Source organism: Pseudomonas sp. MYb60, assembly GCF_002979555.1.
Taxonomy (GTDB): Bacteria; Pseudomonadota; Gammaproteobacteria; order Pseudomonadales; family Pseudomonadaceae; genus Aquipseudomonas.
In genome coordinates, this window is sequence record NZ_PCOZ01000007.1 from 25,117 (window position 1) to 50,559 (window position 25,443).

Consider the following 25,443-nt stretch of genomic DNA (forward strand, 5'->3'; position numbering starts at 1 on the left):
TGTAGGTTTTGTATTGATTGTATACAAATCTCTATTCACCTTAAGCCACATGCGTGCCAGTTTTTGATCTATCAAAAACAAAGATAATTTCTTTTTTGTAGGTTGTATCGGTAACTTGTTGAATCAAAGGAAATATAAATTGACCGTTTGAACAGCTATTTATTTTTTCACTTAAAAGGGGCCGTGCAGAACGGAGAAAGACAGGCGAGGAAAGGTGTTACGTAATGGTGCGACTCAAGACAGATTGCACACATAAATGGCACAAATAGTTACATGCGTGTGTACATGTATAGCGACCAATAAAAAAATGTGGGAGGGGCGTCGCCCCTCCCACATTTTTTAACCGCGTTGGCCTTTAGGCCTTGCTGATGATATTCCCCGCATGCAGCCCGCATTCCTTCTGCGTGGCTTCTTCCCACCACCAACGGCCTTCGCGCTCATGTTGGTTCGGCAACACCGGGCGGGTGCACGGTTCACAGCCAATACTGATAAAGCCGCGCTCATGCAGGCTGTTGTACGGCAACTCCAACATGCGGATGTAGCCCCAGATCTCTTCACTGGTCATCTGCGCCAGCGGGTTGAACTTGTACAACGTGCGTTCTGGTGTGGAGAACGCCGAGTCGATCTCCAGCGCCGCCACCTGGCTGCGGGTGCCGGGGCTCTGGTCGCGGCGCTGGCCGGTGGCCCAGGCACTGACGCCGGACAGTTTGCGGCGCAGCGGCTCGATCTTGCGCACACCGCAGCATTCGCCATGGCCGTCCTTATAGAAGCTGAACAGGCCCTTTTCCTTCACGAAGGGTTCCAGCTTGGTCTGGTCCGGCGAAATCAGCTCGATATCGATCTTGTAGAACTCGCGCACCTGCTCGATGAACCGGTAGGTCTCCGGGTGCAGGCGGCCGGTGTCGAGGCTGAACACCTTGACGTTCTTGTTCAGCTTCCAGGCCATGTCCACCAGCACCACGTCCTCGGCGCCGCTGAAGGAAATCCACAGGTCATCGCCGAACTGGCTGAAGGCCAATTTGAGAATGTCCTGGGCAGACTTGTTGGCATAAGTCGCGGCGAGTTCAGCGACGTCGAAGGCTTGGTTCATCAGCACGGTTCCTGCAAGGTCAGTGGCGCTATGCGCTCTATAGGTGGGCGATGGTATCAAAATCCGCTCTGCGTTGCGGCGGCGAGCGCGAATGGCTAGAGTTCGGCAGTCCTTTTGCTCGCTCAACCAACAACATCAAAATGGGAGTGTCTTGTGGAAATTGCCTGTCTCGACCTGGAAGGGGTGCTGGTTCCGGAAATCTGGATTGCCTTCGCCGAAAAAACCGGTATTGAATCCCTGCGCGCTACCACCCGGGACATTCCCGACTACGACGTACTGATGCAGCAACGCCTGCGCATCCTCGACGAACACGGGCTCAAGCTCGCCGACATCCAGGCGGTGATCGCCATCCTCAAGCCGCTGGACGGCGCCATCGAGTTCGTCAACTGGCTGCGCGAACGTTTCCAGGTGGTGATCCTCTCGGACACCTTCTACGAATTTTCCCAGCCGTTGATGCGTCAACTCGGCTTTCCGACCCTGTTGTGCCACCGCCTCATCACTGACGAAACCGACCGTGTGGTGAGTTACCAACTGCGCCAGAAAGACCCCAAGCGCCAGTCGGTGCTCGCGTTCAAAAGCCTGTACTACCGCGTGATCGCTGCCGGCGATTCCTACAACGACACCACCATGCTGGGCGAGGCTGACCGTGGGATTCTGTTCCATGCGCCAGAGAATGTAATCCGCGAATTCCCGCAGTTTCCGGCGGTGCATACGTTTGAGGATTTGAAGCAGGAATTTATCAAGGCGTCGAATCGGCCGTTGAGCCTGTAAGCCGTTCAGCGCGGCTAAGGCCCTATCGCAGCGATGCAGCGACCCGACAAGCCAGCTCCCACACTTGAATGGGGTCATACATCAAAATGTGTGAGCGGGCTTGCCCGCGAAGAGGCCAGCCCGGTCACTGCAGACCTGCCTTAAACCCCCGCCAACAAGCGCTCATAAGGAATCTGCAAGCCTCCATGCAGACGCTTGATCATCGACAAGCTCAACTTGCGCTTGTGGTTCAACACTTCTGACACGCGCCCACTGGTGCCAATAAAAGGCTCAAGGTCTCGGGCGGTCATGCCCAGTTGTTCCATGCGAAACTTGATAGCCTCCACCGGATCAGAGGGTGGCATTGGATAATGCTCTGCCTCGTACTTGTCGATGAGGATGGCGAGGATTTCCAGCTCGTCGCCCTCAGGCGAGCCAATGTCTGCTCCCCAGATCTGCTCCACGCGTGCGAGCGCGGCAGTCAGATCTTCCTGGGAGTGAATAGGTTTGATGTTCATCACACGGTCTCCGCGTTGATCTGATCGTACTGGGCGGGGGTCCCAATGAAGCGTATGAACCCAAGCTGTCTCAGATAGTCGATCGCCATGATGACTCGATACTTGTTGCCGCCTACGTTGAATACAACCCTGCCGGCCTTGAGAATGCTCGCCGTTCTGAGTTCTGCCTTGAGTGCCTGTGGTGTCTGGTATTCGGCCTTTTCCATATGGCGATACAGCTCGACAAGCGGCGTTTTTGCATCGGAATACGCTGGGTGGCTTTCCCAACACGTTCGTAGGGTAGATAGAGCAATTATCCGCATCGCTGCAACCTCCCAATTTGGGAGGTGATAGGTGTGGTCAGGTGGAGATGCAATCTCGGAAATAATTTCTCACGAGTAAGCAGACGCCTCATGTGATCCCTCACAAACGGCTGGTGGACGGTCGGAGCTGGACGCTATCTTCCAGTTCATGCTCCGCCCACGGTCGTTCTGATTCAGATCTTTTCCTGCTGCGCGGCGTTACGTCTGAGAGCCTGGACAGGTAGGGCGCTACAGGCTTTCCAAAGTGTGTAACAGCACCCGCACCTTGGTCAGCGACTCCTGATATTCCGCTTCCCACTCCGAGTCCGCGACAATCCCGCCGCCGCCCCAGCAGCACACTTGGCCGTCCTTCACCAGCAAACTGCGAATGGCGATGGAGCTGTCCATTTCGCCACGCACATCCAGATACACCAACGAGCCGCAGTACAGCCCGCGTCGGGTCGGCTCCAGTTCGTCGATGATCTGCATCGCGCGGATCTTCGGCGCGCCGGTGATGGAGCCGCCGGGGAAGCTGCCAGCGATGAGGTCGAGGGCGTCCTTGTCGTCTGCCAGTTCGCCGATGACGCTGCTCACCAGGTGGTGGACGTTGGGGTAGCTTTCCAGACTGAAGAGTTCCGGCACGCTTACCGAGCCGGTGCGGCAGGTGCGGCCGAGGTCGTTGCGCAACAGGTCAACGATCATCAGGTTTTCGGCGCGATCCTTGGGGCTGGCCAGCAGTTCGGCGGCGTTGGCGGCGTCGTCCTCCGGCGTCACGCCACGGGGGCGGGTGCCTTTGATCGGGCGCGTTTCGACGCGGCCCTCACTGATGTGCACGAAGCGCTCCGGCGACAGGCTCAGCACTGCGCCGTCATCGGGCAGGCTCTGGAACCCGGAAAACGGGGTCGGGCAGGCTTCGCGCAGGGCGCAATACGCCACCCATGGGTCGCCGGCGCACGGCGCGCGAAAACGCTGGGCGAAGTTGACCTGGTAGCAGTCGCCGGCCTGGATGTAGTCCTGGATCCTCACGATGGCCTGACGGTAGTCTTCGGCGCTGAGGTCCGGAGCCATGGGGCCCTGCAACGTGAACGTCGCCGTTGATTCGGTGTTTGTGCCCTTGAACGCTTCAATCAACCGTTGTTGTTCGTGACCCGCCAGTGCCGGGTGAAACACAAGCTGGCTGGTCTGGGTGTGGTGATCGCTGATCAGGGCCCAGGCATACAGCCCGAAGCGCGCATCCGGCAGGTGCAAGTCGTCCGCCGCCAGCGTTGGCATAGGCTCAAGGTGCCGGCCGAAATCGTAGCTCAGGTAACCGATCAATCCACCGGCAAACGGCAATTCAACCCCGGCAGGCAAATCCGCTTCGCCCAATTGTGTGAGGTTTTCCCGCAAGCGTTGCAGGAAAACACTACCGGTTTCGTCAGGCGCCACCGTCAACGTCTCCAGCGGCCACGCACTGAGCAGGTCATAACGCCCGCGCTCGGCGGCCGGGCGGCCACTGTCCAGCAGCACCGCGCCAGGCGCGTGACGGATCGCCGCGAAATACTCGGCGGGGTTGGCCCGGTAGGGCAGCGGGTATACAGAGCAGGTCGACATGTGACGCGAATCAGCCGTTGGCGTGGGGGAGGGGATTGTAGTCCGCCACAGGATTTGGGCCTAGAGCGCGGTTTGAATGTGGGAGGGAGTCCTCCCACATTGGGTGGGTGTTCAGCCTTCGACCGGTGGGATATGCCCAAACATCTCCTGCACAAACTTCACCCGTTCTTCCGGGGATTCGGTCACGCCAGCTGCTTTCAATTCTTCAAGCCGCGCTTCTACCGCATGGGTGCGCAAGGTCAAACCGCAGTCATTGGCAATCTGGATATTCAACCCCGGCCGTGCATTCAGCTCCAGGATCAATGGGCCTTTCTCCTGATCAAGCACCATGTCCACACCGATATACCCCAGGCCGCACAATTCGTAACAACCGGCCGCGAGCTTCATGAAGCCGTCCCAGTTGGGCAATTGCACGCCATCCACCGCATTGGTGGTGTCGGGGTGTTTGGTGATGATGTTGTTCAGCCAGGTGCCCCGCAGGGTCAGGCCGGTGGCCAGGTCCACCCCCACGCCAATGGCGCCCTGGTGCAGGTTGGCCTTGCCGCCGGACTGGCGGGTCGGCAAGCGCAGCATCGCCATCACTGGGTAACCCATCAGCACGATGATGCGGATATCGGGTACACCTTCGTAGCTGATGCTCTTGAAGATCTGGTCGGGGACCACGCGGTATTCGATCAACGCGCGATCGCGGTGGCCACCCAGGGAATACAGGCCGGTGAGGATGCTGGAGATCTGATGCTCGATCTCTTCATGGCTGATGATCTTGCCGGACACCGTGCGGTAGCGTCCCTCGAAGCGGTCTGCCACCACGAGGATGCCGTCGCCGCCAGCGCCCTGGGCGGGTTTGATCACGAAGTCACTGCGCCCGCCGATGATTTCGTCGAGCTTGTCGATTTCCTTCTCGGTGGAGATCACCCCGTACATTTCCGGCACGTGGATGCCGGCCGCCAGGGCGCGCTCCTTGGTGATGATCTTGTCATCCACGATCGGGTACAGGCTGCGCTTGTTGTACTTGAGCACGTAGTCGGCGTTACGCCGATTGATGCCCATGATCCCCCGCGCTTCCAGGGCCTTCCAGGTCTTCCAGAAACCGAACATTACTTATCAGCCTTCAAGAACGCCTTGAAACGCACCAGCTCGGTCAGGCGGTAACCGCGATAACGACCCATGGCCAGCATGAAACCCACCAGGATCAACAGGATCGCCGGGAAGGTGAACACGAAATACACCAGCTCCGGCACGCTCATGATCAGGTGCGCCAGGGACGCCGCGAACAGTGTGCCGATCGCCACTTTCAGCGCGTGGTTGGCACCGCGTTCTTCCCAGGTAATCGACAGGCGTTCGATGGTCATGGTCAGGATCACCATCGGGAACAGTGCCACCGACAAGCCGCGCTCCAGGCCCAGCTTATGGCTGAACAGGCTGATGGCGGCGATCAGCACCACCACGAAGGTCAATACCACCGACAGCCTTGGCAGCATCTGCAGCTTCAAGTGCTCGAGATAGGAGCGCAGCGACAGCCCCAGCGCCGTGATGACCGTAAACAGCACAATCCCGAAGCCCAGTTGCGTCTCGCGGAACGCCAGGGCGATCAGCACCGGGGTGAACGTGCCCAGGGTCTGCAGGCCGATCAGGTTGCGCAGGATCAGGATCACCAGCACGCCAATCGGGATCATCACCATGATCATGAAGGTCTGCTGGGTTTGCAGCGGCAGGCCGTACAGCGAGTATTCGAGGAAGTTGGCGTCGGTGTTCTCGTCGGTCAGCTTGGCCAGGCGAATCGCGTTCATTTCGCTGTTGTTCAGGCTGAAGGTGACCATGGCCTTCTTGCCGCCGTCGACGGTGATCAGGTTTTCATCGCCGGTCCACCACAGCAGGCGGTCGGTCGGCAGGCCCTGTTCGCCGGTTTCCGGATTGAAGTACAACCAGTCATTGCCATTGAAGCTGCGCAGCCACAGTTCCGGGGTTTGCGGCTGGTCGGCCACCAGGCGAATGGTGTGGACCTTTTCCACCGGCACATGGGCGATGGACAGCAGCAGTTCGACAATCTTGGCCTTGTGCGGCGTGGACGGATCGCCCGCCAGCAGCAGCTTGACGTTGTCGTCGTTGAGGTTGTTGGTGCGCTTGATGGCTTCGCTGATAAAGGTCTCGACGTCGGCCGAGTGCTGGCGGATCGGCGCCAGCAGGGCTTCGGCGGCGATTTTCTCCGGGCCTTCCACGGCGATGCTGTCGCGGAAGGTCGGGCCCTTGATCTTGATCTTTTCACCGCTATAGCGCTTGGTGAGCACCAGGCGGTAATACAGGGTCTGGTTGCCGCTGGCGCGGCGTGCCGACCAGGTCACCTTGCGGTTGCCATCGGCACGATTGACGCTTACGCCATAGTTGTTGGAGATGAAACTCTCGTTGAGGCTCACGAAGTCGCGGCTAAGCGGCGGCACGAACATCTGGATCTTCACCGGGTCCTTGGGGTTGGCGACGAACTCGACCTTGGCGTCGATGTTCCACAAGTCGTCGGTGGCGTCCTCGGTGACGGGGATCCCCAGCACGAAAATCTGGTAGGCGGTGACCGAAATACCCAACACCACCAGGATGGCGATCAGGATCTTCAAGTGCAGGGTAAGAGAGCGCATTCGGGTTACTCGGCGGTATGAGCGTCGGCGGCACAGGCAGGTTTGCCGGCGGCGTATTTAAGACTGGGGTCGACCAGCGCATCGAAGCGTTTGAGCGCTTCGGAGCCGATCAGCAGCGGATATTGGAAGGCGCTGCGGTCAGTCAAGTTCACTTCGATGCTGCGTAAAGCGTTGCCCATGCAGATGTCCAGGGCAATCACCGGACGAGCGGTGTAGTTCTTGTCCTCATCGGGGTCGTAGTCACCGGCGCGGCGCTTGATCTTGCTGACACGGGCCAGTGGGCGTTCGATGGGGTGGGAATGGGCGGTGTCGATGGCCAGGTAGAAGCGTACCCAGGATTCGCCGTTGCGCTTGAAGCGCTTGATGTCACGGGCGCTGAGTGAGGCGGTCTTGGCGCCGGTGTCGAGTTTGGCGGCGACTTCCAGGTCGATACCGGCCAGTTGGGCATATTCGTTGAGCCCATACACGGTCTTCTCGGCGGCAAGGCCAAGGCTCGGCATGAACAATAGGCAAATCAATAGGGGGAAGGGCTTGAGTCTCATAAGTCCTGAGGCGATGCAGTGCGAAATTCAAGGCGACTGGCATTACTGCACAAACTCCCTCGTGCGCCTTTTCATCCAAGGATGTCGGGCAAATACGGCGCGCATTCTAACATGATGCTTTTTTGGCGCCAGCGCTGGCAGCCGGCCATGCTCTTATAGGGAGCGCGAAGGGTTATTAGACGATTGTCGACAATGTGCATTTAATCTTTGACTGTGAGAGGGTTATTGGCTAGTTTTTGCCACATTGATTTGAAAGGTGTCGACAATATGCTCGAGCAAATGGAAGCCGCGGTGGCGACCACCGATGATTCCCAGACCATGTCCGAGAACGTCTTCCGCCGTATCCAGGCCGCCATCGTCAAGGGCGAGATCGCCCCGGGCAGCAAGATCTCCGAGCCGGAGCTGGCGCGCACTTATGGCATCAGCCGCGGCCCGCTGCGCGAGGCCATCCACCGCCTCGAAGGCCAGCGCCTGCTGGTGCGCGTGCCACATGTCGGCGCCCGAGTGGTGTCTTTGAGCCATGCCGAGCTGATCGAACTCTACGAAATCCGCGAGTCCCTTGAAGGCATGGCCTGTCGCCTGGCAGCCGAACGCATGACCGACGGGGAGATCGAAGAACTGCGCCAGGTGTTGCACACCCACGAGCGTGACGAAGCCTTCCAGGCCGGCCTTGGCTATTACCAGCAGGAAGGCGACTTCGATTTTCATTACCGGATAATTCAAGGCGCCGGTAATCGCACCCTTACGCAGATGCTCTGCGGCGAGCTTTACCAGTTGGTGCGCATGTACCGCATCCAGTTTTCCGCCACCCCTAACCGTCCACGGCAGGCCTTTGCCGAGCATCACCGCATTCTTGACGCGATTGCCGACCGCGACGGTGAAATGGCCGAACTGCTGATGCGCCGCCACATCGGCGCGTCCAAACGCAACATTGCCCGTCATTTCCCCGACGGCGCAGCCCAATCACGAGGTGAATGATGAGTTCCAATAACAAGAGCACCCCAGGCCAGCGTTTTCGTGATGCGGTCGCCAGCGAGCAGCCGTTGCAAGTGGTGGGCGCGATCAACGCCAATCACGCGTTGCTGGCCAAGCGCGCCGGCTTCAAGGCGATCTACCTGTCGGGCGGTGGTGTCGCGGCCGGCTCCCTCGGTGTGCCGGACCTGGGCATCACGGGCCTGGATGACGTGCTCACCGACGTGCGCCGTATCACCGACGTCTGCGACCTGCCGCTGCTGGTGGACGTCGACACCGGCTTCGGCTCCTCGGCGTTCAACGTCGCGCGCACGGTCAAGTCGATGATCAAGTTCGGCGCTGCCGCCATCCACATCGAAGACCAGGTGGGCGCCAAGCGCTGCGGCCATCGTCCGAACAAAGAGATCGTGACCCAGCAGGAAATGGTCGACCGCATCAAGGCGGCCGTGGATGCGCGTACCGATGACAGCTTCGTGATCATGGCGCGCACCGATGCGCTGGCCGTGGAAGGGTTGGAGTCCGCGTTGGAGCGTGCCGCCGCGTGCATCGAAGCCGGCGCCGACATGGTCTTCCCGGAAGCCATCACTGAACTCGAGATGTACAAGCTGTTTGCATCAAAGGTGAAGGCCCCGATCCTGGCCAACATCACCGAATTCGGCGCCACGCCGCTGTACACCACCGAACAGTTGAAATCTGCCGATGTTTCCATCGTGCTGTACCCGCTTTCGGCCTTCCGCGCCATGAACAAGGCCGCCGAAAACGTCTACACCGCGATCCGTCGCGACGGCACCCAACAGAACGTGATCGACACCATGCAAACCCGCATGGAGCTTTACGATCGCATCGACTACCACACCTTCGAGCAGAAGCTCGACGCGCTGTTCGCAGCCAAGAAGTAACGAACGCGCCTCCCTATAAATACAAGATTGGAGAACAGACATGGCTGAAGCAAAAGTACTGAGTGGTGCCGGCCTGCGTGGCCAGGTCGCCGGGCAGACGGCATTGTCCACCGTGGGCCAGGCCGGAGCCGGCCTGACCTATCGCGGCTACGACGTGCGTGAACTGGCCGCCGATGCACAGTTTGAAGAAGTGGCCTACCTGCTGTTGTACGGTGAACTGCCAAGCAAAGCCGAATTGGCCGACTACAGCAAAAAGCTGAGCAAACTGCGCGACCTGCCGCAAGCGCTGAAAGAAGTGCTCGAGCGCATCCCGGCTGACGCTCATCCCATGGACGTGATGCGCACCGGTTGTTCTTTCCTCGGCAACATTGAGCCAGAACAGGACTTCAGCGCCCAGCGCGACGTCACCGACCGCCTGCTCGCCGCGTTCCCGGCGATCATGTGTTACTGGTACCGCTTCAGCCACGACGGCAAGAAGATCGACTGCGTGACCGACGAACCGACCATCGGCGGTCACTTCCTGCACCTGCTGCATGGCAAGAAGCCGAGCGTGCTGCATGAAAAGGTCATGAACGTGTCGCTGATCCTCTACGCCGAACACGAGTTCAACGCGTCGACCTTTACCGCTCGGGTGTGCGCTTCGACCCTGTCCGACCTGTATTCCTGCGTCACCGCCGCCATTGGCTCCCTGCGCGGCCCCCTGCATGGCGGCGCCAATGAAGCGGCGATGGAAATGATCGAGCGTTTCTCCTCGGCCGAAGACGCTGTGGAAGGCACCCTCGGCATGCTGGCGCGCAAAGACAAGATCATGGGCTTTGGCCACGCGATCTACAAAGACAGCGACCCGCGTAACGAAGTGATCAAGGGCTGGGCAAAACAGCTCGCTGACGAGGTGGGCGACAAGGTGCTGTTCCCGGTCTCCGAAGCCATCGACAAGACCATGTGGGAGCAGAAGAAACTGTTCCCCAACGCCGACTTCTACCATGCGTCGGCGTATCACTTCATGGGCATCCCGACCAAGCTGTTCACGCCGATTTTCGTGTGTTCGCGCCTCACCGGCTGGGCTGCGCATGTGTTCGAACAGCGTGCCAACAACCGCATCATCCGTCCAAGCGCCGAGTACACCGGCGTCGAGCAGCGCAAGTTCGTGGCAATCGAACGTCGCTGAATGGGAACACCGGCGATCCCAAATTGTTAACCGGATCAAATGTGGGAGGGGGCTTGCCCCCCCTCCCACATGTTGACCGCATTTCAATTTTGGATTGGTGCAGGTCGTCCCTTTTTATCACCGTGACCGAGTCCTGACGATGAACACTGAATTTCGCAAACCGCTCCCCGGCAGCCGCCTGGATTTCTTCGACGCCCGTGCGGCAGTCGAAGCCATCACCCCCGGCGCCTTCGCCACCTTGCCCTACACCTCTCGCGTGCTCGCCGAAAACCTGGTGCGTCGTTGCGACCCGGCCACCCTCAACGCGTCCCTGAGCCAGTTGATCGAACGCAAGCGCGACCTCGACTTCCCCTGGTTCCCGGCCCGCGTGGTGTGCCATGACATTCTTGGCCAGACCGCCCTGGTGGACCTTGCCGGGCTGCGCGACGCCATCGCCCTGCAAGGCGGCGACCCGGCGCAAGTCAACCCGGTGGTGCCGACGCAGTTGATCGTCGACCATTCCCTGGCCGTTGAAGCCGGGGGGTCCGATCCGGACGCGTTCGAAAAAAACCGCGCCATCGAGGACCGTCGCAACGAAGACCGTTTCCACTTTATCGAGTGGACCAAGAAGGCTTTCAAGAACGTCGATGTGATCCCGCCGGGCAACGGCATCATGCACCAGATCAACCTGGAGAAAATGTCCCCGGTGATCCAGGTACGCGACGGTGTGGCATTCCCGGATACCTGCGTCGGCACCGACAGCCACACGCCGCACGTGGACGCGCTGGGTGTGATCGCCATTGGCGTCGGCGGTCTGGAAGCCGAAAGCGTGATGCTCGGCCGTGCCTCGTGGATGCGCCTGCCGGAGAGCGTTGGCGTGGAGCTGACGGGCAAGCTGCTGCCGGGCATCACCGCCACCGACATGGTGCTGGCACTGACCGAGTTCCTGCGTAAACAGAAAGTGGTGGGCGCCTGGCTGGAGTTTTTCGGTGAGGGCGCGTCAAACCTGACCCTCGGCGACCGCGCGACCATCTCCAACATGGCCCCCGAATATGGCGCCACGGCGGCGATGTTCTATATCGATCAGCAGACCATCGCTTACCTGAAGCTCACCGGCCGTGAAGACGAACAAGTCACCCTGGTCGAGCAATATGCCCGCCACACCGGCCTGTGGGCCGATGACCTCAAGGGTGCGCAGTATGAACGTGGCCTCACGTTCGACCTGTCCAGCGTCGTGCGCAACATGGCAGGTCCCAGCAACCCGCATGCCCGCGTCGCCACCAGCGACCTGGCGGCCAAAGGCATCAGTGGCCAATGGGAGGAAGTCCCCGGTCAAATGCCCGATGGCGCAGTGATCATCGCCGCGATTACCAGTTGCACCAACACCAGCAACCCGCGCAACGTGATTGCCGCAGGTCTTCTGGCACGCAATGCCAACAAGCTCGGGCTGGCGCGCAAGCCCTGGGTCAAATCCTCGCTGGCGCCGGGCTCGAAAACCGTGGCCATGTACCTGGAAGAAGCCGGCCTGGACCATGAGCTGGAACAACTTGGTTTCGGCGTCGTGGCGTTCGCCTGCACGACCTGCAACGGCATGTCCGGCGCGCTCGACCCGGTGATCCAGCAGGAAATCATCGACCGCGACCTCTATGCCACTGCCGTGCTGTCGGGTAACCGCAACTTCGACGGACGCATTCATCCGTACGCCAAGCAAGCGTTCCTCGCGTCGCCGCCGCTGGTGGTGGCTTACGCGATTGCCGGCACCATTCGTTTCGACATCGAAAAGGACGTGTTGGGCCTCGACGCCAATGGCAAGGAAATCCGCCTGCAGGACATCTGGCCGAGTGACGAGGAAATCGACGCGGTGGTGAAGGCGGCGGTGAAGCCTGAGCAGTTCCGCAAGGTCTACATCCCGATGTTCGCGATCCACGAAGACACCGGCCCCAAGGTCGCGCCGCTGTACGACTGGCGCCCGCAAAGCACCTACATTCGCCGCCCGCCTTATTGGGAAGGCGCGCTGGCCGGTGCGCGTCCGCTCAAGGGCATGCGCCCGCTGGCCGTGCTGCCGGACAACATCACCACTGATCACCTGTCGCCGTCCAACGCGATCATGCTCGACAGCGCCGCCGGCGAGTACCTGGCGAAAATGGGCTTGCCGGAAGTCGACTTCAACTCCTACGCGACCCATCGTGGCGATCACCTGACCGCCCAGCGCGCCACGTTTGCCAACCCGAAACTGTTCAACGAGATGGTGATTGAGAACGGCAAGGTCAAGCAGGGCTCCCTGGCGCGAATCGAACCGGAAGGCCAGGTCACGCGGATGTGGGAAGCCATCGAAACCTACATGCAGCGCAAGCAGCCGCTGATCATCATCGCCGGCGCCGACTACGGCCAGGGCTCGTCACGCGACTGGGCAGCCAAGGGCGTGCGCCTGGCCGGTGTGGAGGCGATTGCCGCCGAGGGCTTCGAGCGTATTCACCGCACCAACCTGGTGGGCATGGGCGTGTTGCCGCTGGAGTTCCTGCCGGGCACCGACCGCCACACGCTGAAGATCGACGGCAGCGAAACCTATGACGTGGTCGGCGCGCGCACCCCGCGTGCGCTGCTGACCCTGGTGATCAACCGCAAGAACGGTGAGCGTGTCGACGTGCCGGTGACCTGCCGCCTGGACACCGCCGAAGAAGTGTCGATCTACGAGGCGGGCGGTGTGTTGCAGCGTTTTGCCCAAGACTTCCTGGAATCGGCGGCGACCGCCTGAGGGGTAACCATGGCACACGTAGCGCAAATCAAGATCCCCGCCACCTATATGCGTGGCGGCACCAGCAAGGGCGTGTTTTTCAGCCTCACGGACCTGCCCGAATCGGCGCAGGTACCGGGCGCGGCGCGTGACGCCCTGTTGCTGCGGGTGATCGGCAGCCCCGATCCCTATGACAAGCAGATCGACGGCATGGGCGGCGCCACGTCCAGCACCAGCAAGACCGTGATCCTGGCCAAGAGCAGCCGCGCCGAGCATGACGTGGACTACCTGTTCGGCCAGGTGTCCATCGACAAGCCGTTTGTGGATTGGAGCGGCAACTGCGGCAACCTGTCGGCAGCGGTCGGCTCTTTCGCCATCAGTGCCGGGCTGGTAGACCCCTCCCGCGTGCCCCATGACGGCGTGGCCGTGGTGCGTGTCTGGCAGGCCAACATTGGCAAGACCATCATCGCCCACGTGCCGATTACCAACGGCGCGGTGCAGGAGACCGGCGATTTCGAACTGGACGGCGTGACCTTTCCGGCCGCCGAAGTGCAATTGGAGTTCATGGACCCGGCGGCGGAAGAAGAGGGCGGCGGCGGCGCGATGTTTCCCACCGGTAACCTGGTGGACGACCTCGACGTGCCGGGTGTCGGCACCTTCAAGGCAACACTGATCAATGCGGGCATTCCGACCATCTTCATCAATGCTGAAGACCTCGGCTACACCGGCACCGAGTTGCAGGGCGCGATCAACAGAGACCCGAAAGCCCTGGCCATGTTCGAAACCGTACGGGCCCACGGCGCCTTGCGCATGGGCTTGATCAAGCACTTGGACGAAGCTGCCCAGCGCCAGCACACGCCGAAGGTGGCATTTGTGGCCAAACCTTTGGACTACGTGGCGTCCAGCGGCAAGGCGATCAAGGCCGATGATGTGGATTTGCTGGTGCGAGCGCTGTCCATGGGCAAGTTGCACCACGCGATGATGGGCACTGCGGCGGTGGCGATTGGCACGGCGGCAGCGATTCCCGGGACCTTGGTCAACCTCGCGGCGGGTGGCGTGGAGCGCAACGCGGTGCGGTTCGGGCATCCGTCCGGCACGCTGCGCGTGGGCGCCGAGGCCACCCAGGTCAACGGTGAGTGGGTGGTGAAAAAAGCCATCATGAGCCGCAGCGCCCGGGTGCTGATGGAAGGTGTCGTGCGTGTGCCCGGCGACGCTTTTTAGCGACGTCCACCCCTTCAACAAGCCATGATCATGGCCCACGAAATCCAGGGTGTGATTGCCCTGGAGAACGCCTTCAATCGGGTCGGCCTCGACCATGTGCAGCTGGTGAAAGTCGCCTCCACGGCCGTCACCGCCAAGCTGATGGGCACCAACCGTGAGCACTGCCTGCACTACATGACCGCCGTCCCACTGGCGTTCGGCAACCTTGTGACCGAGCAGGTGGCGGTGGAGTACCCGATTGGCCATCGTCGCCGCCGACTGGAGGGCATCCCGCTGTTGGAGGACACGTTCAAGGCCAACCTCGCAACGCGATTTACCGGGCACCGCAGTGCGGAAATTTTTGCCTTGTGCAAGGACCAGGCATGGCTTGAGGCAACGCCGGTCAATCGTTTCGTGGACCGGAGGCTATTCAAACCTCAGAATCACCCTGCGGTTATGCTTGCTCTTCTTCTCGATTTTCTCGCAGAACACCCGGCCGATTTCTTCGGTGTTGATCACATGGGTGCCCCCACACGGCTGGATATCGATACCGGCAATTTCGATTACCCGCACCGACCCCTGGATCACCGGCGGCGCCACCGCCTGGGTACGGGTGATCTGCAGCAGGGTGGAATACTCCGAGGCCGGCATCGACAGGGTTTTCACGGAGTGGGCCTGTTCGATCAGGGCGTTGAGGTCGTGGGTAATGCTGTCCTTGTCGAGGGTCATTTCCGGAAGGTCGAAATCCAGGCGACCCTTGTCGGCGCTGATGCTGCAACCGGTGACTGGCGCGTCGATAAGCGAGCACAGCAGGTGCAGGCACGTGTGCATTTTCATGTGCTGGTAGCGCCGCTCCCAATCGAGGCTAGCGTCCACCTGCACCCCGGCCGTCAATTGTTCGGGACAGTGCTGCACCTGGTGCCAGATGATCGCGCGCAGCACCGGGTCGCGCACGGTGCCGGTCACTTCCACCTGCGTACCGTCCGCCAGGGTGAAATGACCGGTGTCGCCCGGTTGCCCGCCGCCGGTGGGATAGAACAACGTGTGTTCCAGAGCGATGCCATGCTCGCTGACGGCGATGACTCGCGCGCTGAACGCATTCTGGTACGGCGCGCTGTCGAACAGCGCCAGGGTTTCCATGGTATGGACGGACATGTTCAACCTCCGACGTTCAAAGGACTGGCTTGCAACAGGGTGCGCACCATTGCACTCAAGCCAGGGGGGGCGAGCAGGGTGATCTCGAACTCCGGGCCGCAGACTTTCAGGTTCAGCGGCAAGCGCGGCAGATGGTTGCCCGACTCGACGCGGTGCAGGCGAAATTGCAGGTGGTGTCGCTCCTTCACGGTGGGCTCCAGCATCAGGCCGTGCAGGGGGTGGAAGTCGGCATCCAGCACAGTGACCTTGTGGCTGGCGTTGATCTCGCCGACCACGTGCAGGCGCTCATCCAGGGCGAAGGCACCGAGGTAATTGCTGTGGTCCGAATCATCGTTCTTTTGCAGCTGGACCTGATTGACCACCTTGACCTTGGTGCCGGCGGGCACGTCCTGGGTGATCACGCACGATGGGCTGATAAACACGTTGTCGCCGATCAGCACGTAACCCAGTATCCGAGCGCCGGAGCCGATCTCGACGTTGTTGCCCAGGCGCGGATGACGCTTGCCGTCAGGGTTGTTGGCGATGCCACGGGCACCCAGTGTCACGCCGCAGAGGATGTAGCAGTCGTTGCCGATCTCGCAGGTTTCACCGATCACTGTGCCGTAGCCGTGATCGAGCACGAAGCGTCGCCCAATGCGCGCCGCCGGGTGGATTTCGGCGCCGGAGAGTACCTTGCCCTGGTTGCTCAGCTTGAGGGCAATGCGCGAAAACACACCGTTGGTGCGATCGGGGAAATTCCATACCAAGTGTGCCAGCCGGTAATACAACACGGCCTTGAACGAGGCATAGGATTCCAGGATCAATTCACCGCGCCCACGTGACGCCGGGTCCCGGTAGGCGTAGGCAATCAGGTCCTCGGCCACCGCCTGGGCGGCATTCTGGATCAGCGGCGCGAGGTGTGGTTCCAGCTGCTTCATCTGCCCGGGCGGGAGGGTCTTGATGAGGTGGGTGAGCAACTCATCGTGCAATTGTTGCATGTCGATAAAGCCGCTCATGGTGGCGCCCCCGCATTCTGGATGGTTGGAAAACGGCTTATTCGAAACTGTGCAGGTAGCTGTCGGCATTGTCGTAGACCATGGTCAACACCACCGTTTCAGGTGGGAGTTCGGGGGCGAGCTTGGCGATGGCTACCATGTTGGCAGCAGAAGACAGGCCCAGGCTGATGGCGTCGGTGCGCATGATGCGTTTCATCATGTCGATGCATTCCTGGCGCGAGACCTTGAGCATGCCGTCGATGATGTCGAGGTTGAGGATGCTCGGCACCAGGCCTATCGACAGGCCCTGGATATGATGCGGCGCGTGCTGGTTTTTCAGCAGGTCGCATTCCTCCGGCTCCACGCCGATTACGCGGACAGCGGGCCAGGTGGTCTTCAGGGTTTCACCGATGCCGGTGATATGCCCACCGGTGCCGATACCACTGACGAAATAGTCCACGCGGCGCTCGCCAAAGGCACGGATGATCTCCCGCGCAGTGGTGTCGCGATGGGTCTGTGGGTTGGCACCGTTGCGTTGCTGGTTGAGCATCACGTAGCTGGGGTTTTCCAGTTGCAGCTCCATGCACTTCTCGCCATGGGAGTTGTTGCCCAGGCGGCTGTCCGACAGCACCACCTTGGCGCCGTACAGGCGCAGCAGTTTGCGTTTTTCGGGGCTGTAGTTGTCGGGGATCACCAGCACCACCTTGTAGCCCAGCACGTTGCCGGCCATGACCAGGCCGATGCCGGTATTGCCGCCGCTGGGTTCGATGATGGTTTGCCCGGAGTCACGGATGAGCACGCCCCGGCGCTCGGCGTCGAGGATCATGCCCAGGGCGATGCGCGCCTTGTGGCTGCCACCGGGGTTGAGGGATTCGAGCTTGGCGTAGACCTCGATGCCCAAATCTTCGGAAAACTGTGCCAGGCGCACGATGGGCGTGTGACCAATGGCGTCGAGTATAGAATTGTGCAACATCAGATAGGAGCCCATGGCCGGAGGTCAGTACAAAGGCATGTCGGGTTCGACATCGCGTACCCAGTGTTTCATGCCACCCTGCAGGACTTTGGTGTTGGCGAAGCCCGCCGCCAGGAGCGTGCTGGCAGCCTGCTCGGCGCGGGTGCCGGCGTAGCAGATCAGGTAATGGGTGTTGTCCCGGCTGAGGCTGTGCAGGTGCCCGTCCAGTTCGGACAACGGGATGTGCACCACGCCCGGCAGCTTGCACACCTCCAGTTCGCTGGCGTCACGCACGTCCAGCAGTACGTCGGCACTGCGCGGGTGATCGAGTAGTTGCTTGAGGACGCGGGGCTTGATGTAGCGTTCCTCGGCCAGGGACGGCCTGCTTGGCACGGCGTCGGCACACGCGGACGGCGCGAGCTGTTCGCTGTGGCGCAGTTCCGAGCAGCAGGGGCAATCGGCGCGGCGCTTGAAGCGGATCTCACTGAACTTCATCGCCAGCGCATCGAAGCGCATCAGGCGCCCGGACAACGGCTCGCCTATGCCGATCAGCAGTTTGATCGCTTCGGTGGCCTGGATCATCCCGACCACGCCCGGCAATACGCCGATCACGCCGCCGGCGCTGCAATTGGGCGCCAGCTCCGCCGGTGGCGCCTGGGGAAACAGGCAGCGGTAGCAGGGGCCGCCTTTATAGTTGAGCACGCTGATCTGCCCGTCGAAGCGGTAGATGGCGCCGTAGACCAAGGGTTTGCCCAGTTGCACGCAGGCGTCGTTGACCCGGTAGCGCGTGTCGAAATTGTCAGTGCCGTCGATCACCAGGTCGTAGGCGCCCACCAGGTCCAGGGCGTTGTCGGCATTCAGCGCGGTGTCGTGGGCGTTGATCTGGATATGGGCATTGAGATCCTGCAAGCGTCGTTTGGCGGACTCGACCTTGGGCAGGCCCAGCGTGCTGTTGCCGTGGACGATCTGGCGTTGCAGGTTGCTGCTTTCCACCACGTCGAAATCCACCAGTCCCAGGGTCCCGACACCGGCTGCCGCCAGGTACAGGCTGATGGGCGAGCCCAGGCCACCGGTGCCGATGATCAGCACCTTGGCATTCTTGAGTTTCAACTGGCCGTCGCGACCGACACCGGGCAGCGTGATGTGGCGCACATAGCGTTGCACTTCCTCATTGCTGAGGGTTTCCATATCCATGCCGCCGGAGGTGGCGAGCAGCACTTCGATCCTGGCTTTTTCCGGAAGCCGGTCGTCGGCGCTGATCAGTTCTTCCTCGGCGGTGAACAGGAAGTGTTCCTTGAGCTGGTTGTTTTTTTCGTGGAACAGGTGCGGGCGCAGCTGCGGGTGGCTGTTGCAGAGGTTTTCAATGACTTCGCGCAATGTCGATCCGGTGCCCTCGAGGGTCGATTCCGGCAGCTTGGCCACGCGAACCAGAATGTCGGGGAAAGAGACAGCGTTCATGGACAACTCCGTGTGCAGGTCGTTGAAAGGGTTGAGGGCGAAATGCTTGCCATCCCAGGCAAACAGCTTGGAACCCAGGGCCTGGCCCTGGCGAACGTCTACCACCAGGTAGCTGACGGGGTAGATGGGCTCGCCCATGAACAGCGCCTTGTCCTGGTCTTCGTCGCTGAAATAGGCGCCGACATCCGGGTGGGAGTGATAGATCACCACCACCGGGTTATCGCTGCGAAACGCCTTGTTCAGCAGCAGGGTGTCGGCGACCGCAAAGGTGTAGCCGTTGGCCGCGCTGCGCGGGTACATCCCGGGGTCCTTGCGATGCAGCTCGTTCTGGATATTGCTGCCCAGGTACACGCTGCCGTCGGCGAAGACGAAGCCGCAACACTCTTCCGGGTAGGTGCGGCTGGCGTGGGCGTAGATCTGTTCCAGGGCTTGGGGGCGGAGGACGTCCATGTGGCGCTCGCGTTGCAGTGAAAGGGTCAATTTTTCTTGGCCAGCAGTTTTTCAACCGGCAGCTTGGTGATCGCAAAACCGGCCAGCAGGATGGCCGAGTACAGCACCAGGTCGCGGGTGATCGACACGCCTTCGTACCAGGCGCCGATGATGACGGCGAACACCGGGAAGATAATGAAGACGAACGACAGGATGATCGGGCTCAAGCGCTTCAGCAGCATGAAGTACACGATGAAGCCGCCCACCGAAGCCACCAGCCCCAGGTAGAACAGCGCCCCCCAGGAGCGCGGTGTAATGGCGTCGAAGGTCGGTGCCTCGAACCACAGGCCGGCCACGAACAGCATCAGCCCGGCGATGCCGATGGGCAGGGTGTTGTAGGTGATGACGCTGATGGCGCTGCCTTTCTGCTTGGTGATCACGTAGCACAGGGCATGCATGATCGCGGCGGTAAGGATCGCCAGTACGCCAAAGAACTCGGCGTGATCCAGGTGCAGGCCCTGGCTCTTGATGATCATGTAGAGGCTGCCGAAACCGATGCCGATGCCGACCACCTGGGAGAAGTAGATGCGCTCACGCAGGAACAGCGCGGAGAAGATCAGGATGAACACCGGCATGCAGCTGAACAGCAGGGCGGTGAGGCCGGACGAGACATGCATCTCGCCGTAGTTGAGCAGGTAGTAGGGCACGCTGAAGTAGGACAGGGTCACGAACACGAAGAACCAGCGGCTCTCGCGGGGAAACAGGATGGGCTCGCGGCGTACCAGGGCAAAACACAGGAACAGCGGAAAGGCGATCAGAAAGCGCAGGCCGGCGGACGTCAGCGGAGGCACGCTCTCCACGGCAATCTTGATTCCCAGCCAGGTGGTGCCCCAGCTCAGGCACACGATCAGGAACATCACGCTGGTCACCAGCCCTGCCAACCACTGTTTTTGGGTTTTTACCTTGGCGGTGTTTTCGAGAACGGCGGACATTGGCATCGTTTATTGCTTCCCTGAGCCGGAATTGAACTCTATATTGAGCTTGTAATGAGTTGTAAAACTCGGCGATTGAACCCGTAAAAGCACACTATTAGGGCGAAAGATGGCTGTCAAAACAAATATTGACATGGTGTCAATTATGCGTGAGGGGTTGTCCAGCGGGCAGGGCGTGAAGTACAAGCGCCTGTCCGATGTCATGGAACGGGGCATCCTTGAGGGCTTGATTGAACCCGGACGAAAATTGCCGCCCCATAGGGTGCTTTCCGACAACCTGGGGGTGACCATTGGTACCATTAGCCGTGCCTACGGTGAGCTGGAACGTTTGGGACTGGTTGTCGCGCGGGTGGGCGACGGTACTTTCGTGCGCAAGCGTGGGATGGAGCGCCAGCGCGATGAAGGTTTTCGCAACTTCAGCGAGGAGCCACGGCAGTACTTCGACATGAGCCGCAACATGCACATCCCGGGGCAGGAGACCGCGTTCCTGGCCCAGAGCTTCCAAACCCTGTCGACCAACGCCAAGTTCCTCCAGGACATCAGCGCCTACACCCCGGATGCCGGCCTGCCGCGTTACCGCGAGGCGGGTGCGCAATGGCTGGTGCAGCGGGATTTCCACCCGATTCCGGAGCAGGTCATCTGCGTCAATGGCGGCCAGCATGGCCTGCTGTGTTCGATGATGGCGTTGCTGCGCGCGGGCGACACCGTGGTTACCGAACAGCTGACGTATCCCGGCTTGATTACTGCCGCGCGCATGCTGGGCATTCGCCTGATCGGCCTGGAAATGGACGAGGAGGGCGTGCTGCCGGGAGCGCTGGATGAAGTCTGTCGAAATCACCGGGTTTCCGCCTTGTACTGCACGCCCACGATCCAGAACCCGACCACGGCGGTATTGTCGGTGGCGCGTCGGGAAGCGCTGGTCAAGGTGTGCCGCGAACACAATCTTCTCATCCTTGAGGACGAAGCCCACGGTGTGCTGGTGGAAGATCGTCCGCCGCCCCTCAGTTTTTTCGCGCCTGAACGTACGATTTTGATCAGCAGCCTGAGCAAGGCCGTGTCCGCCGGGCTGCGTGTAGGCTATGTGCATGCGCCGCCGGCATTGGTCAGTCGTATTTCGGCCGCCTTGCGCTCAACCTGCTGGATGGCCACCCCGGTCACCCTGGAACTGGCTACCCAGTGGATCGAAAACGGCACCGCCGAATACCTGCTGCGCCAGCAGATCAATGAGATCAGCCGACGCAAGGCCTTGGTTGAAGGGCTGCTGGCGGGACTGGAATACCGCACCCACCTCAACAGCCCGCACTTCTGGATTGAAGTCCCGGAGCCCTGGCGCGCGTCGGAAATCGAGGCGGAGCTCAAGCAGAATAATTACCTGATTGCCACGGCTGAGGCGTTTGCGGTGGGGCAGACGGCAGTGCCACAGTTCATTCGGGCGAGTATCTGCAACACCTCGGGGGATGATCAATTGTTGCGGGCGGGGTTTGATGCGCTGGCGACGGCGCTGGGGCAGGGGGGCGGAAGGTTTCAGTTGTAGGCAGGCTTACCGCGTTATCGTTCTTCGCAGGCAAGCCAGCTCGCACATTTGAATGCATTCCAGCGTTGGAACTCGGTCAAATGAGGGAGCGGGCTTGCCCGCGAAGGGGCCAGCTCAAGCAGCACCATTACTTGAACCTACGCTCCACCCCTTTTTCCACCAGAATCTTCGCCGAAATCTCTTCTACCGAAAAATGCGTGGAATTGATGTGCGCAATGTTCTCTCGGCGGAACAGATTTTCCACTTCACGCACCTCGAACTCACACTGCGCGTAGCTGGAGTAACGGCTGTTGGGCTTGCGCTCATTGCGAATCGCCGTCAGTCGGTCCGGGTCGATGGTCAGGCCGAACAGCTTGTGGGAGTGCGCGCGCAGGGCGGCTGGCAGCGTCAGGTGCTCCATGTCGTCTTCGGTCAGCGGATAGTTGGCGGCGCGGATGCCGAATTGCATGGCCATGTACAGACAAGTCGGGGTCTTGCCGCAGCGCGACACCCCCACCAGGATCAGGTCGGCCTTGTCGTAATAGTGGGTACGGGCGCCGTCGTCGTTGTCGAGGGCGAAGTTCACCGCCTCGATACGCTCCATATAGTTGGAGTTGTGGCCAATGGAGTGCGACTTTCCGACGGAGTAGGAAGAGTGTTCGCTCAGCTCTTGTTCCAGCGGCGCCAGGAACGTCGAGAAGATGTCGATCATGAAACCATTCGAGGTCGCAAGGATCTCACGGATGTCTTGATTGACGATGGTGTCGAAAATGATCGGCCGAAAACCGTCTTTTTCAGCCGCCAGATTGATTTGTTGTACCATGGCCCGCGCTTTATCCACGCTGTCGATATAGGGCCGCGTGAATTTGGCGAAGGTAATGTTTTCGAACTGCGCGAGCAGGCTCTGACCCAATGTTTCGGCTGTGATGCCGGTGCCGTCGGAGATAAAGAAAGCAGATCGTTTCATTTGAGCCCTGGGCCTTAAGCTGATGGCGAATCTTGGATATGATAGGCGCGATTTTGCCGTCCCGCAGTGGGCCGCATTCTCACTTATTTTCCAGGTCCAGGCCACAAGCGCTGGCGTTGGCTCCTACTGAGCCGCCGGCGTCCTGAGCTTTTCCAACACAGTTAGTGGAGAGATCACCTTGGTAGAGTACGTAGTTTCCCTCGATAAGCTCGGCGTCCATGATGTGGAGCACGTGGGGGGCAAGAACGCATCCCTCGGCGAGATGATCAGTAATCTTGCAGGCGCAGGTGTGTCGGTGCCCGGTGGTTTCGCCACCACGGCCCAGGCTTACCGCGATTTCCTCGAACTGAGCGGCCTCAACGCTCAGATCCACGCCGCGCTGGACGCCCTGGACGTCGATGACGTCAACGCCCTGGCCAAGACCGGCGCCCAGATCCGTCAATGGATCATGGACGCCGAGTTCCCCGAGAAGCTCAACGAAGAAATCCGCACTGCCTTCGCCGAACTGTCGGCCGGTAACCCGGACGTCGCCGTTGCCGTGCGCTCCTCGGCCACCGCCGAAGACTTGCCGGACGCCTCCTTCGCCGGCCAGCAGGAAACCTTCCTGAACATCCGTGGCGTGGAAAACGTGATCCGCGCGGCCAAGGAAGTGTTCGCTTCGCTGTTCAACGACCGCGCCATTTCCTACCGTGTGCACCAGGGTTTCGACCACAAGCTGGTGGCCCTGTCGGCCGGCGTGCAGCGCATGGTGCGTTCGGAAACCGGCACCGCCGGCGTGATGTTCACCCTGGACACCGAATCCGGCTTCCGTGACGTGGTGTTCATCACCGGCGCCTACGGCCTGGGTGAAACCGTCGTACAAGGCGCGGTCAACCCGGACGAATTCTACGTACACAAGGGCACCCTCGAAGCGGGCCGCCCGGCTATCCTGCGCCGCAACCTGGGCAGCAAGGCCATCAAGATGATCTACGGCGACGAGGCCAAAGCGGGTCGTTCGGTCAAGACTGTTGAAGTCGACAAGGCCGATCGCGCGCGTTTCTGCCTGACCGACGCTGAAGTCAGCGAGCTGGCCAAACAAGCGATGATCATCGAAAAGCACTACAAGTGCCCGATGGACATCGAGTGGGCCAAGGACGGTGACGACGGCAAGCTGTATATCGTGCAGGCCCGTCCGGAAACCGTGAAGAGCCGCACTTCGGCCAATGTCATGGAACGCTACCTGCTGAAGGAAACCGGCACCGTGCTGGTGGAAGGCCGTGCCATCGGCCAGCGCATCGGCGCCGGCAAGGTGCGGATCATCAAAGACGTGTCCGAAATGGATAAGGTCCAGCCAGGCGACGTACTGGTCTCCGACATGACCGACCCGGACTGGGAACCGGTCATGAAGCGCGCCAGCGCCATCGTTACCAACCGTGGCGGGCGTACCTGTCACGCGGCGATCATCGCCCGTGAGCTGGGGATTCCTGCAGTCGTGGGTTGTGGCAACGCGACCCAACTGCTGAAAGACGGCCAAGGTGTGACCGTGTCATGCGCCGAAGGCGACACCGGTTTCATCTTCGAAGGCGAGCTGGGCTTCGACATCAAGCAAAACTCCATCGATGCCATGCCTGACCTGCCGTTCAAGATCATGATGAACGTCGGCAACCCCGACCGTGCCTTCGATTTCGCGCAGCTGCCGAACGCCGGTGTGGGCCTGGCCCGCCTGGAATTCATCATCAACCGCATGATCGGCGTGCATCCCAAGGCACTGTTGAATTACGACGGGCTGCCACTGGATATCAAGGAAAGCGTCGACAAGCGTATTGCCGGCTACAACGACCCGGTGGGTTTCTACGTCGAGAAGCTGGTGGAAGGCATCAGTACCCTGGCGGCCGCGTTCTACCCGAAAAAGGTCATCGTGCGCCTGTCGGACTTCAAGTCCAACGAATACGCCAACCTGATCGGCGGCAAGCTCTACGAGCCGGAAGAAGAAAACCCGATGCTGGGCTTCCGTGGCGCCTCGCGTTACATCAGCGAAGCGTTCCGTGACTGCTTCGAACTCGAATGCCGCGCCCTCAAGCGCGTGCGCAACGAGATGGGCCTGGACAACGTCGAGATCATGGTGCCGTTCGTGCGCACCCTGGGCGAAGCGAGCCAGGTCATCGACCTGTTGGCGGAAAACGGCCTGTCCCGTGGCGAAAACGGCCTGCGCGTCATCATGATGTGCGAACTGCCGTCCAACGCCATCCTGGCAGAGGAGTTCCTCGAGTTCTTCGACGGCTTCTCCATTGGCTCCAACGACCTGACCCAGCTCACCCTGGGCCTGGACCGCGACTCCGGGATCATTGCGCACCTGTTCGACGAGCGTAACCCCGCAGTCAAGAAGCTGCTGGCCAATGCCATCCAGGCCTGTAACAAGGCCGGCAAGTACATCGGCATCTGCGGGCAAGGCCCTTCCGATCACCCTGACCTGGCCAAATGGCTGATGGAGCAGGGCATCGAGAGCGTCTCGCTGAACCCGGATTCCGTGTTGGAAACCTGGTTCTTCCTGGCGGAAGGCCAAGCGCCCGCCTAAGGTCGACACGTCAAAAGTGCCGGTCTCCTGTCGAGGGTGACCGGCATTCTTATCTGTACAGGGCGGAATCCTTGCGGACGTCGCCCTTTTTTG

At 60.7% G+C, this 25,443-nt stretch carries 21 protein-coding genes and 1 pseudogene; 9 read left to right on the forward strand and 13 right to left on the reverse strand.

The window, feature by feature from the left end; translation table 11 throughout:
- Positions 1 to 355: 355 nt before the first annotated feature.
- Positions 356 to 1,090 carry a phosphoadenylyl-sulfate reductase gene (locus CQ041_RS13490; RefSeq protein ID WP_105522965.1) on the reverse strand — a complete coding sequence of 245 codons (735 nt, stop codon included), beginning with the start codon at positions 1,088 to 1,090 and terminating at the stop codon, positions 356 to 358.
- 153 nt (positions 1,091 to 1,243) lie between these two features.
- Here CQ041_RS13490 and thrH point away from each other — a divergent pair, with 153 nt between their 5' ends.
- Positions 1,244 to 1,861, forward strand: coding sequence for a bifunctional phosphoserine phosphatase/homoserine phosphotransferase ThrH (thrH, locus tag CQ041_RS13495; protein ID WP_105522966.1), 618 nt, complete (start codon positions 1,244 to 1,246; stop codon positions 1,859 to 1,861).
- Between the two features lie 140 nt (positions 1,862 to 2,001).
- Here the strand turns inward: thrH and CQ041_RS13500 are convergent, their stop codons facing one another.
- The 6 genes from CQ041_RS13500 to CQ041_RS13525 form a co-directional block, all read right to left on the reverse strand.
- Positions 2,002 to 2,358: a type II toxin-antitoxin system HigA family antitoxin gene (locus CQ041_RS13500; RefSeq protein ID WP_105522967.1), complete on the reverse strand. Its 357-nt coding sequence runs from the start codon at positions 2,356 to 2,358 to the stop codon at positions 2,002 to 2,004.
- Entirely contained in the window at positions 2,358 to 2,660 is a 303-nt protein-coding gene (locus CQ041_RS13505) for a type II toxin-antitoxin system HigB family toxin (protein ID WP_105522968.1), read from the reverse strand. The genes CQ041_RS13500 and CQ041_RS13505 overlap by 1 nt, the downstream gene beginning before the upstream one ends.
- A 228-nt stretch (positions 2,661 to 2,888) precedes the next feature.
- The gene (pabB, locus tag CQ041_RS13510; protein WP_105522969.1) at positions 2,889 to 4,232 is read right to left on the reverse strand and encodes an aminodeoxychorismate synthase component I; all 1,344 of its coding nucleotides are present in this window, start codon (positions 4,230 to 4,232) and stop codon (positions 2,889 to 2,891) included.
- A gap of 111 nt (positions 4,233 to 4,343) precedes the next feature.
- Entirely contained in the window at positions 4,344 to 5,330 is a 987-nt protein-coding gene (locus CQ041_RS13515; RefSeq protein ID WP_105522970.1) for an alpha-L-glutamate ligase-like protein, read from the reverse strand.
- A complete protein-coding gene (locus CQ041_RS13520; RefSeq protein WP_105522971.1) occupies positions 5,330 to 6,862 on the reverse strand; it encodes an inactive transglutaminase family protein in 1,533 nt (510 codons plus the stop codon). Before CQ041_RS13520 ends, CQ041_RS13515 begins: the two co-directional genes overlap by 1 nt.
- A 5-nt stretch (positions 6,863 to 6,867) precedes the next feature.
- Positions 6,868 to 7,404 carry an ATP-dependent zinc protease gene (locus tag CQ041_RS13525; protein ID WP_105522972.1) on the reverse strand — a complete coding sequence of 179 codons (537 nt, stop codon included), beginning with the start codon at positions 7,402 to 7,404 and terminating at the stop codon, positions 6,868 to 6,870.
- 267 nt (positions 7,405 to 7,671) lie between these two features.
- Here CQ041_RS13525 and CQ041_RS13530 point away from each other — a divergent pair, with 267 nt between their 5' ends.
- From CQ041_RS13530 to CQ041_RS26835, 6 genes and pseudogenes are all read left to right on the forward strand, one after another.
- Positions 7,672 to 8,382 carry a GntR family transcriptional regulator gene (locus CQ041_RS13530; protein ID WP_105522973.1) on the forward strand — a complete coding sequence of 237 codons (711 nt, stop codon included), beginning with the start codon at positions 7,672 to 7,674 and terminating at the stop codon, positions 8,380 to 8,382.
- A complete protein-coding gene (gene prpB / locus CQ041_RS13535; RefSeq protein WP_105522974.1) occupies positions 8,382 to 9,275 on the forward strand; it encodes a methylisocitrate lyase in 894 nt (297 codons plus the stop codon). Before CQ041_RS13530 ends, prpB begins: the two co-directional genes overlap by 1 nt.
- Before the next feature lie 40 nt (positions 9,276 to 9,315).
- Positions 9,316 to 10,443: a 2-methylcitrate synthase gene (gene prpC / locus CQ041_RS13540; protein ID WP_105522975.1), complete on the forward strand. Its 1,128-nt coding sequence runs from the start codon at positions 9,316 to 9,318 to the stop codon at positions 10,441 to 10,443.
- 139 nt (positions 10,444 to 10,582) lie between these two features.
- Positions 10,583 to 13,177: a Fe/S-dependent 2-methylisocitrate dehydratase AcnD gene (gene acnD / locus CQ041_RS13545; RefSeq protein WP_105522976.1), complete on the forward strand. Its 2,595-nt coding sequence runs from the start codon at positions 10,583 to 10,585 to the stop codon at positions 13,175 to 13,177.
- 9 nt (positions 13,178 to 13,186) lie between these two features.
- A complete protein-coding gene (prpF, locus tag CQ041_RS13550; RefSeq protein WP_105522977.1) occupies positions 13,187 to 14,377 on the forward strand; it encodes a 2-methylaconitate cis-trans isomerase PrpF in 1,191 nt (396 codons plus the stop codon).
- A gap of 18 nt (positions 14,378 to 14,395) precedes the next feature.
- Positions 14,396 to 14,776 (forward strand): annotated as a pseudogene (locus CQ041_RS26835) (MmgE/PrpD family protein); the annotation flags it as partial.
- 6 nt (positions 14,777 to 14,782) lie between these two features.
- On the opposite strand, the gene CQ041_RS13560 reads toward CQ041_RS26835, so the two are convergent.
- From CQ041_RS13560 to CQ041_RS13580, 5 genes are read right to left on the reverse strand one after another with little or no spacing between them, the layout of a single operon-like run.
- Positions 14,783 to 15,511: an alanyl-tRNA editing protein gene (locus CQ041_RS13560; protein ID WP_105522978.1), complete on the reverse strand. Its 729-nt coding sequence runs from the start codon at positions 15,509 to 15,511 to the stop codon at positions 14,783 to 14,785.
- Positions 15,512 to 15,513: 2 nt separating this feature from the next.
- The gene (locus CQ041_RS13565) at positions 15,514 to 16,506 is read right to left on the reverse strand and encodes a serine O-acetyltransferase (protein ID WP_105522979.1); all 993 of its coding nucleotides are present in this window, start codon (positions 16,504 to 16,506) and stop codon (positions 15,514 to 15,516) included.
- A gap of 37 nt (positions 16,507 to 16,543) precedes the next feature.
- Entirely contained in the window at positions 16,544 to 17,458 is a 915-nt protein-coding gene (locus CQ041_RS13570; RefSeq protein WP_105523240.1) for a PLP-dependent cysteine synthase family protein, read from the reverse strand.
- A gap of 24 nt (positions 17,459 to 17,482) precedes the next feature.
- Positions 17,483 to 19,345 carry a molybdopterin-synthase adenylyltransferase MoeB gene (gene moeB / locus CQ041_RS13575; protein WP_105522980.1) on the reverse strand — a complete coding sequence of 621 codons (1,863 nt, stop codon included), beginning with the start codon at positions 19,343 to 19,345 and terminating at the stop codon, positions 17,483 to 17,485.
- A 26-nt stretch (positions 19,346 to 19,371) separates the two neighbouring features.
- Complete coding sequence (locus CQ041_RS13580) at positions 19,372 to 20,265, reverse strand: DMT family transporter (protein ID WP_163002049.1); 894 nt, start codon at positions 20,263 to 20,265, stop codon at positions 19,372 to 19,374.
- 160 nt (positions 20,266 to 20,425) lie between these two features.
- Between CQ041_RS13580 and CQ041_RS13585 the strand changes: the two genes are divergently transcribed.
- Complete coding sequence (locus tag CQ041_RS13585) at positions 20,426 to 21,850, forward strand: PLP-dependent aminotransferase family protein (protein WP_105522982.1); 1,425 nt, start codon at positions 20,426 to 20,428, stop codon at positions 21,848 to 21,850.
- Between the two features lie 127 nt (positions 21,851 to 21,977).
- Here CQ041_RS13585 and CQ041_RS13590 read toward each other — a convergent pair whose 3' ends face one another.
- Entirely contained in the window at positions 21,978 to 22,796 is an 819-nt protein-coding gene (locus tag CQ041_RS13590) for a pyruvate, water dikinase regulatory protein (RefSeq protein WP_003193298.1), read from the reverse strand.
- 178 nt (positions 22,797 to 22,974) lie between these two features.
- Between CQ041_RS13590 and ppsA the strand changes: the two genes are divergently transcribed.
- Positions 22,975 to 25,350, forward strand: coding sequence for a phosphoenolpyruvate synthase (ppsA, locus tag CQ041_RS13595; RefSeq protein ID WP_105522983.1), 2,376 nt, complete (start codon positions 22,975 to 22,977; stop codon positions 25,348 to 25,350).
- The last annotated feature ends 93 nt before the right edge of the window (positions 25,351 to 25,443 follow it).

Coding starts and splice junctions, on each gene's coding strand:
- CQ041_RS13490 (WP_105522965.1), bottom strand. CDS start 1,090: ATGAACCAAGCCTTCGACGTCGCTGAACTCGCCGCGACTTATGCCAAC.
- prpC (WP_105522975.1), top strand. CDS start 9,316: ATGGCTGAAGCAAAAGTACTGAGTGGTGCCGGCCTGCGTGGCCAGGTC.
- CQ041_RS13530 (WP_105522973.1), top strand. CDS start 7,672: ATGCTCGAGCAAATGGAAGCCGCGGTGGCGACCACCGATGATTCCCAG.
- prpF (WP_105522977.1), top strand. CDS start 13,187: ATGGCACACGTAGCGCAAATCAAGATCCCCGCCACCTATATGCGTGGC.
- CQ041_RS13560 (WP_105522978.1), bottom strand. CDS start 15,511: ATGTCCGTCCATACCATGGAAACCCTGGCGCTGTTCGACAGCGCGCCG.
- prpB (WP_105522974.1), top strand. CDS start 8,382: ATGAGTTCCAATAACAAGAGCACCCCAGGCCAGCGTTTTCGTGATGCG.
- CQ041_RS13520 (WP_105522971.1), bottom strand. CDS start 6,862: ATGCGCTCTCTTACCCTGCACTTGAAGATCCTGATCGCCATCCTGGTG.
- pabB (WP_105522969.1), bottom strand. CDS start 4,232: ATGTCGACCTGCTCTGTATACCCGCTGCCCTACCGGGCCAACCCCGCC.
- CQ041_RS13590 (WP_003193298.1), bottom strand. CDS start 22,796: ATGAAACGATCTGCTTTCTTTATCTCCGACGGCACCGGCATCACAGCC.
- CQ041_RS13505 (WP_105522968.1), bottom strand. CDS start 2,660: ATGCGGATAATTGCTCTATCTACCCTACGAACGTGTTGGGAAAGCCAC.
- moeB (WP_105522980.1), bottom strand. CDS start 19,345: ATGGACGTCCTCCGCCCCCAAGCCCTGGAACAGATCTACGCCCACGCC.
- CQ041_RS13565 (WP_105522979.1), bottom strand. CDS start 16,506: ATGAGCGGCTTTATCGACATGCAACAATTGCACGATGAGTTGCTCACC.
- acnD (WP_105522976.1), top strand. CDS start 10,583: ATGAACACTGAATTTCGCAAACCGCTCCCCGGCAGCCGCCTGGATTTC.
- CQ041_RS13515 (WP_105522970.1), bottom strand. CDS start 5,330: ATGTTCGGTTTCTGGAAGACCTGGAAGGCCCTGGAAGCGCGGGGGATC.
- CQ041_RS13570 (WP_105523240.1), bottom strand. CDS start 17,458: ATGTTGCACAATTCTATACTCGACGCCATTGGTCACACGCCCATCGTG.
- CQ041_RS13500 (WP_105522967.1), bottom strand. CDS start 2,358: ATGAACATCAAACCTATTCACTCCCAGGAAGATCTGACTGCCGCGCTC.
- CQ041_RS13525 (WP_105522972.1), bottom strand. CDS start 7,404: ATGAGACTCAAGCCCTTCCCCCTATTGATTTGCCTATTGTTCATGCCG.
- CQ041_RS13585 (WP_105522982.1), top strand. CDS start 20,426: ATGGCTGTCAAAACAAATATTGACATGGTGTCAATTATGCGTGAGGGG.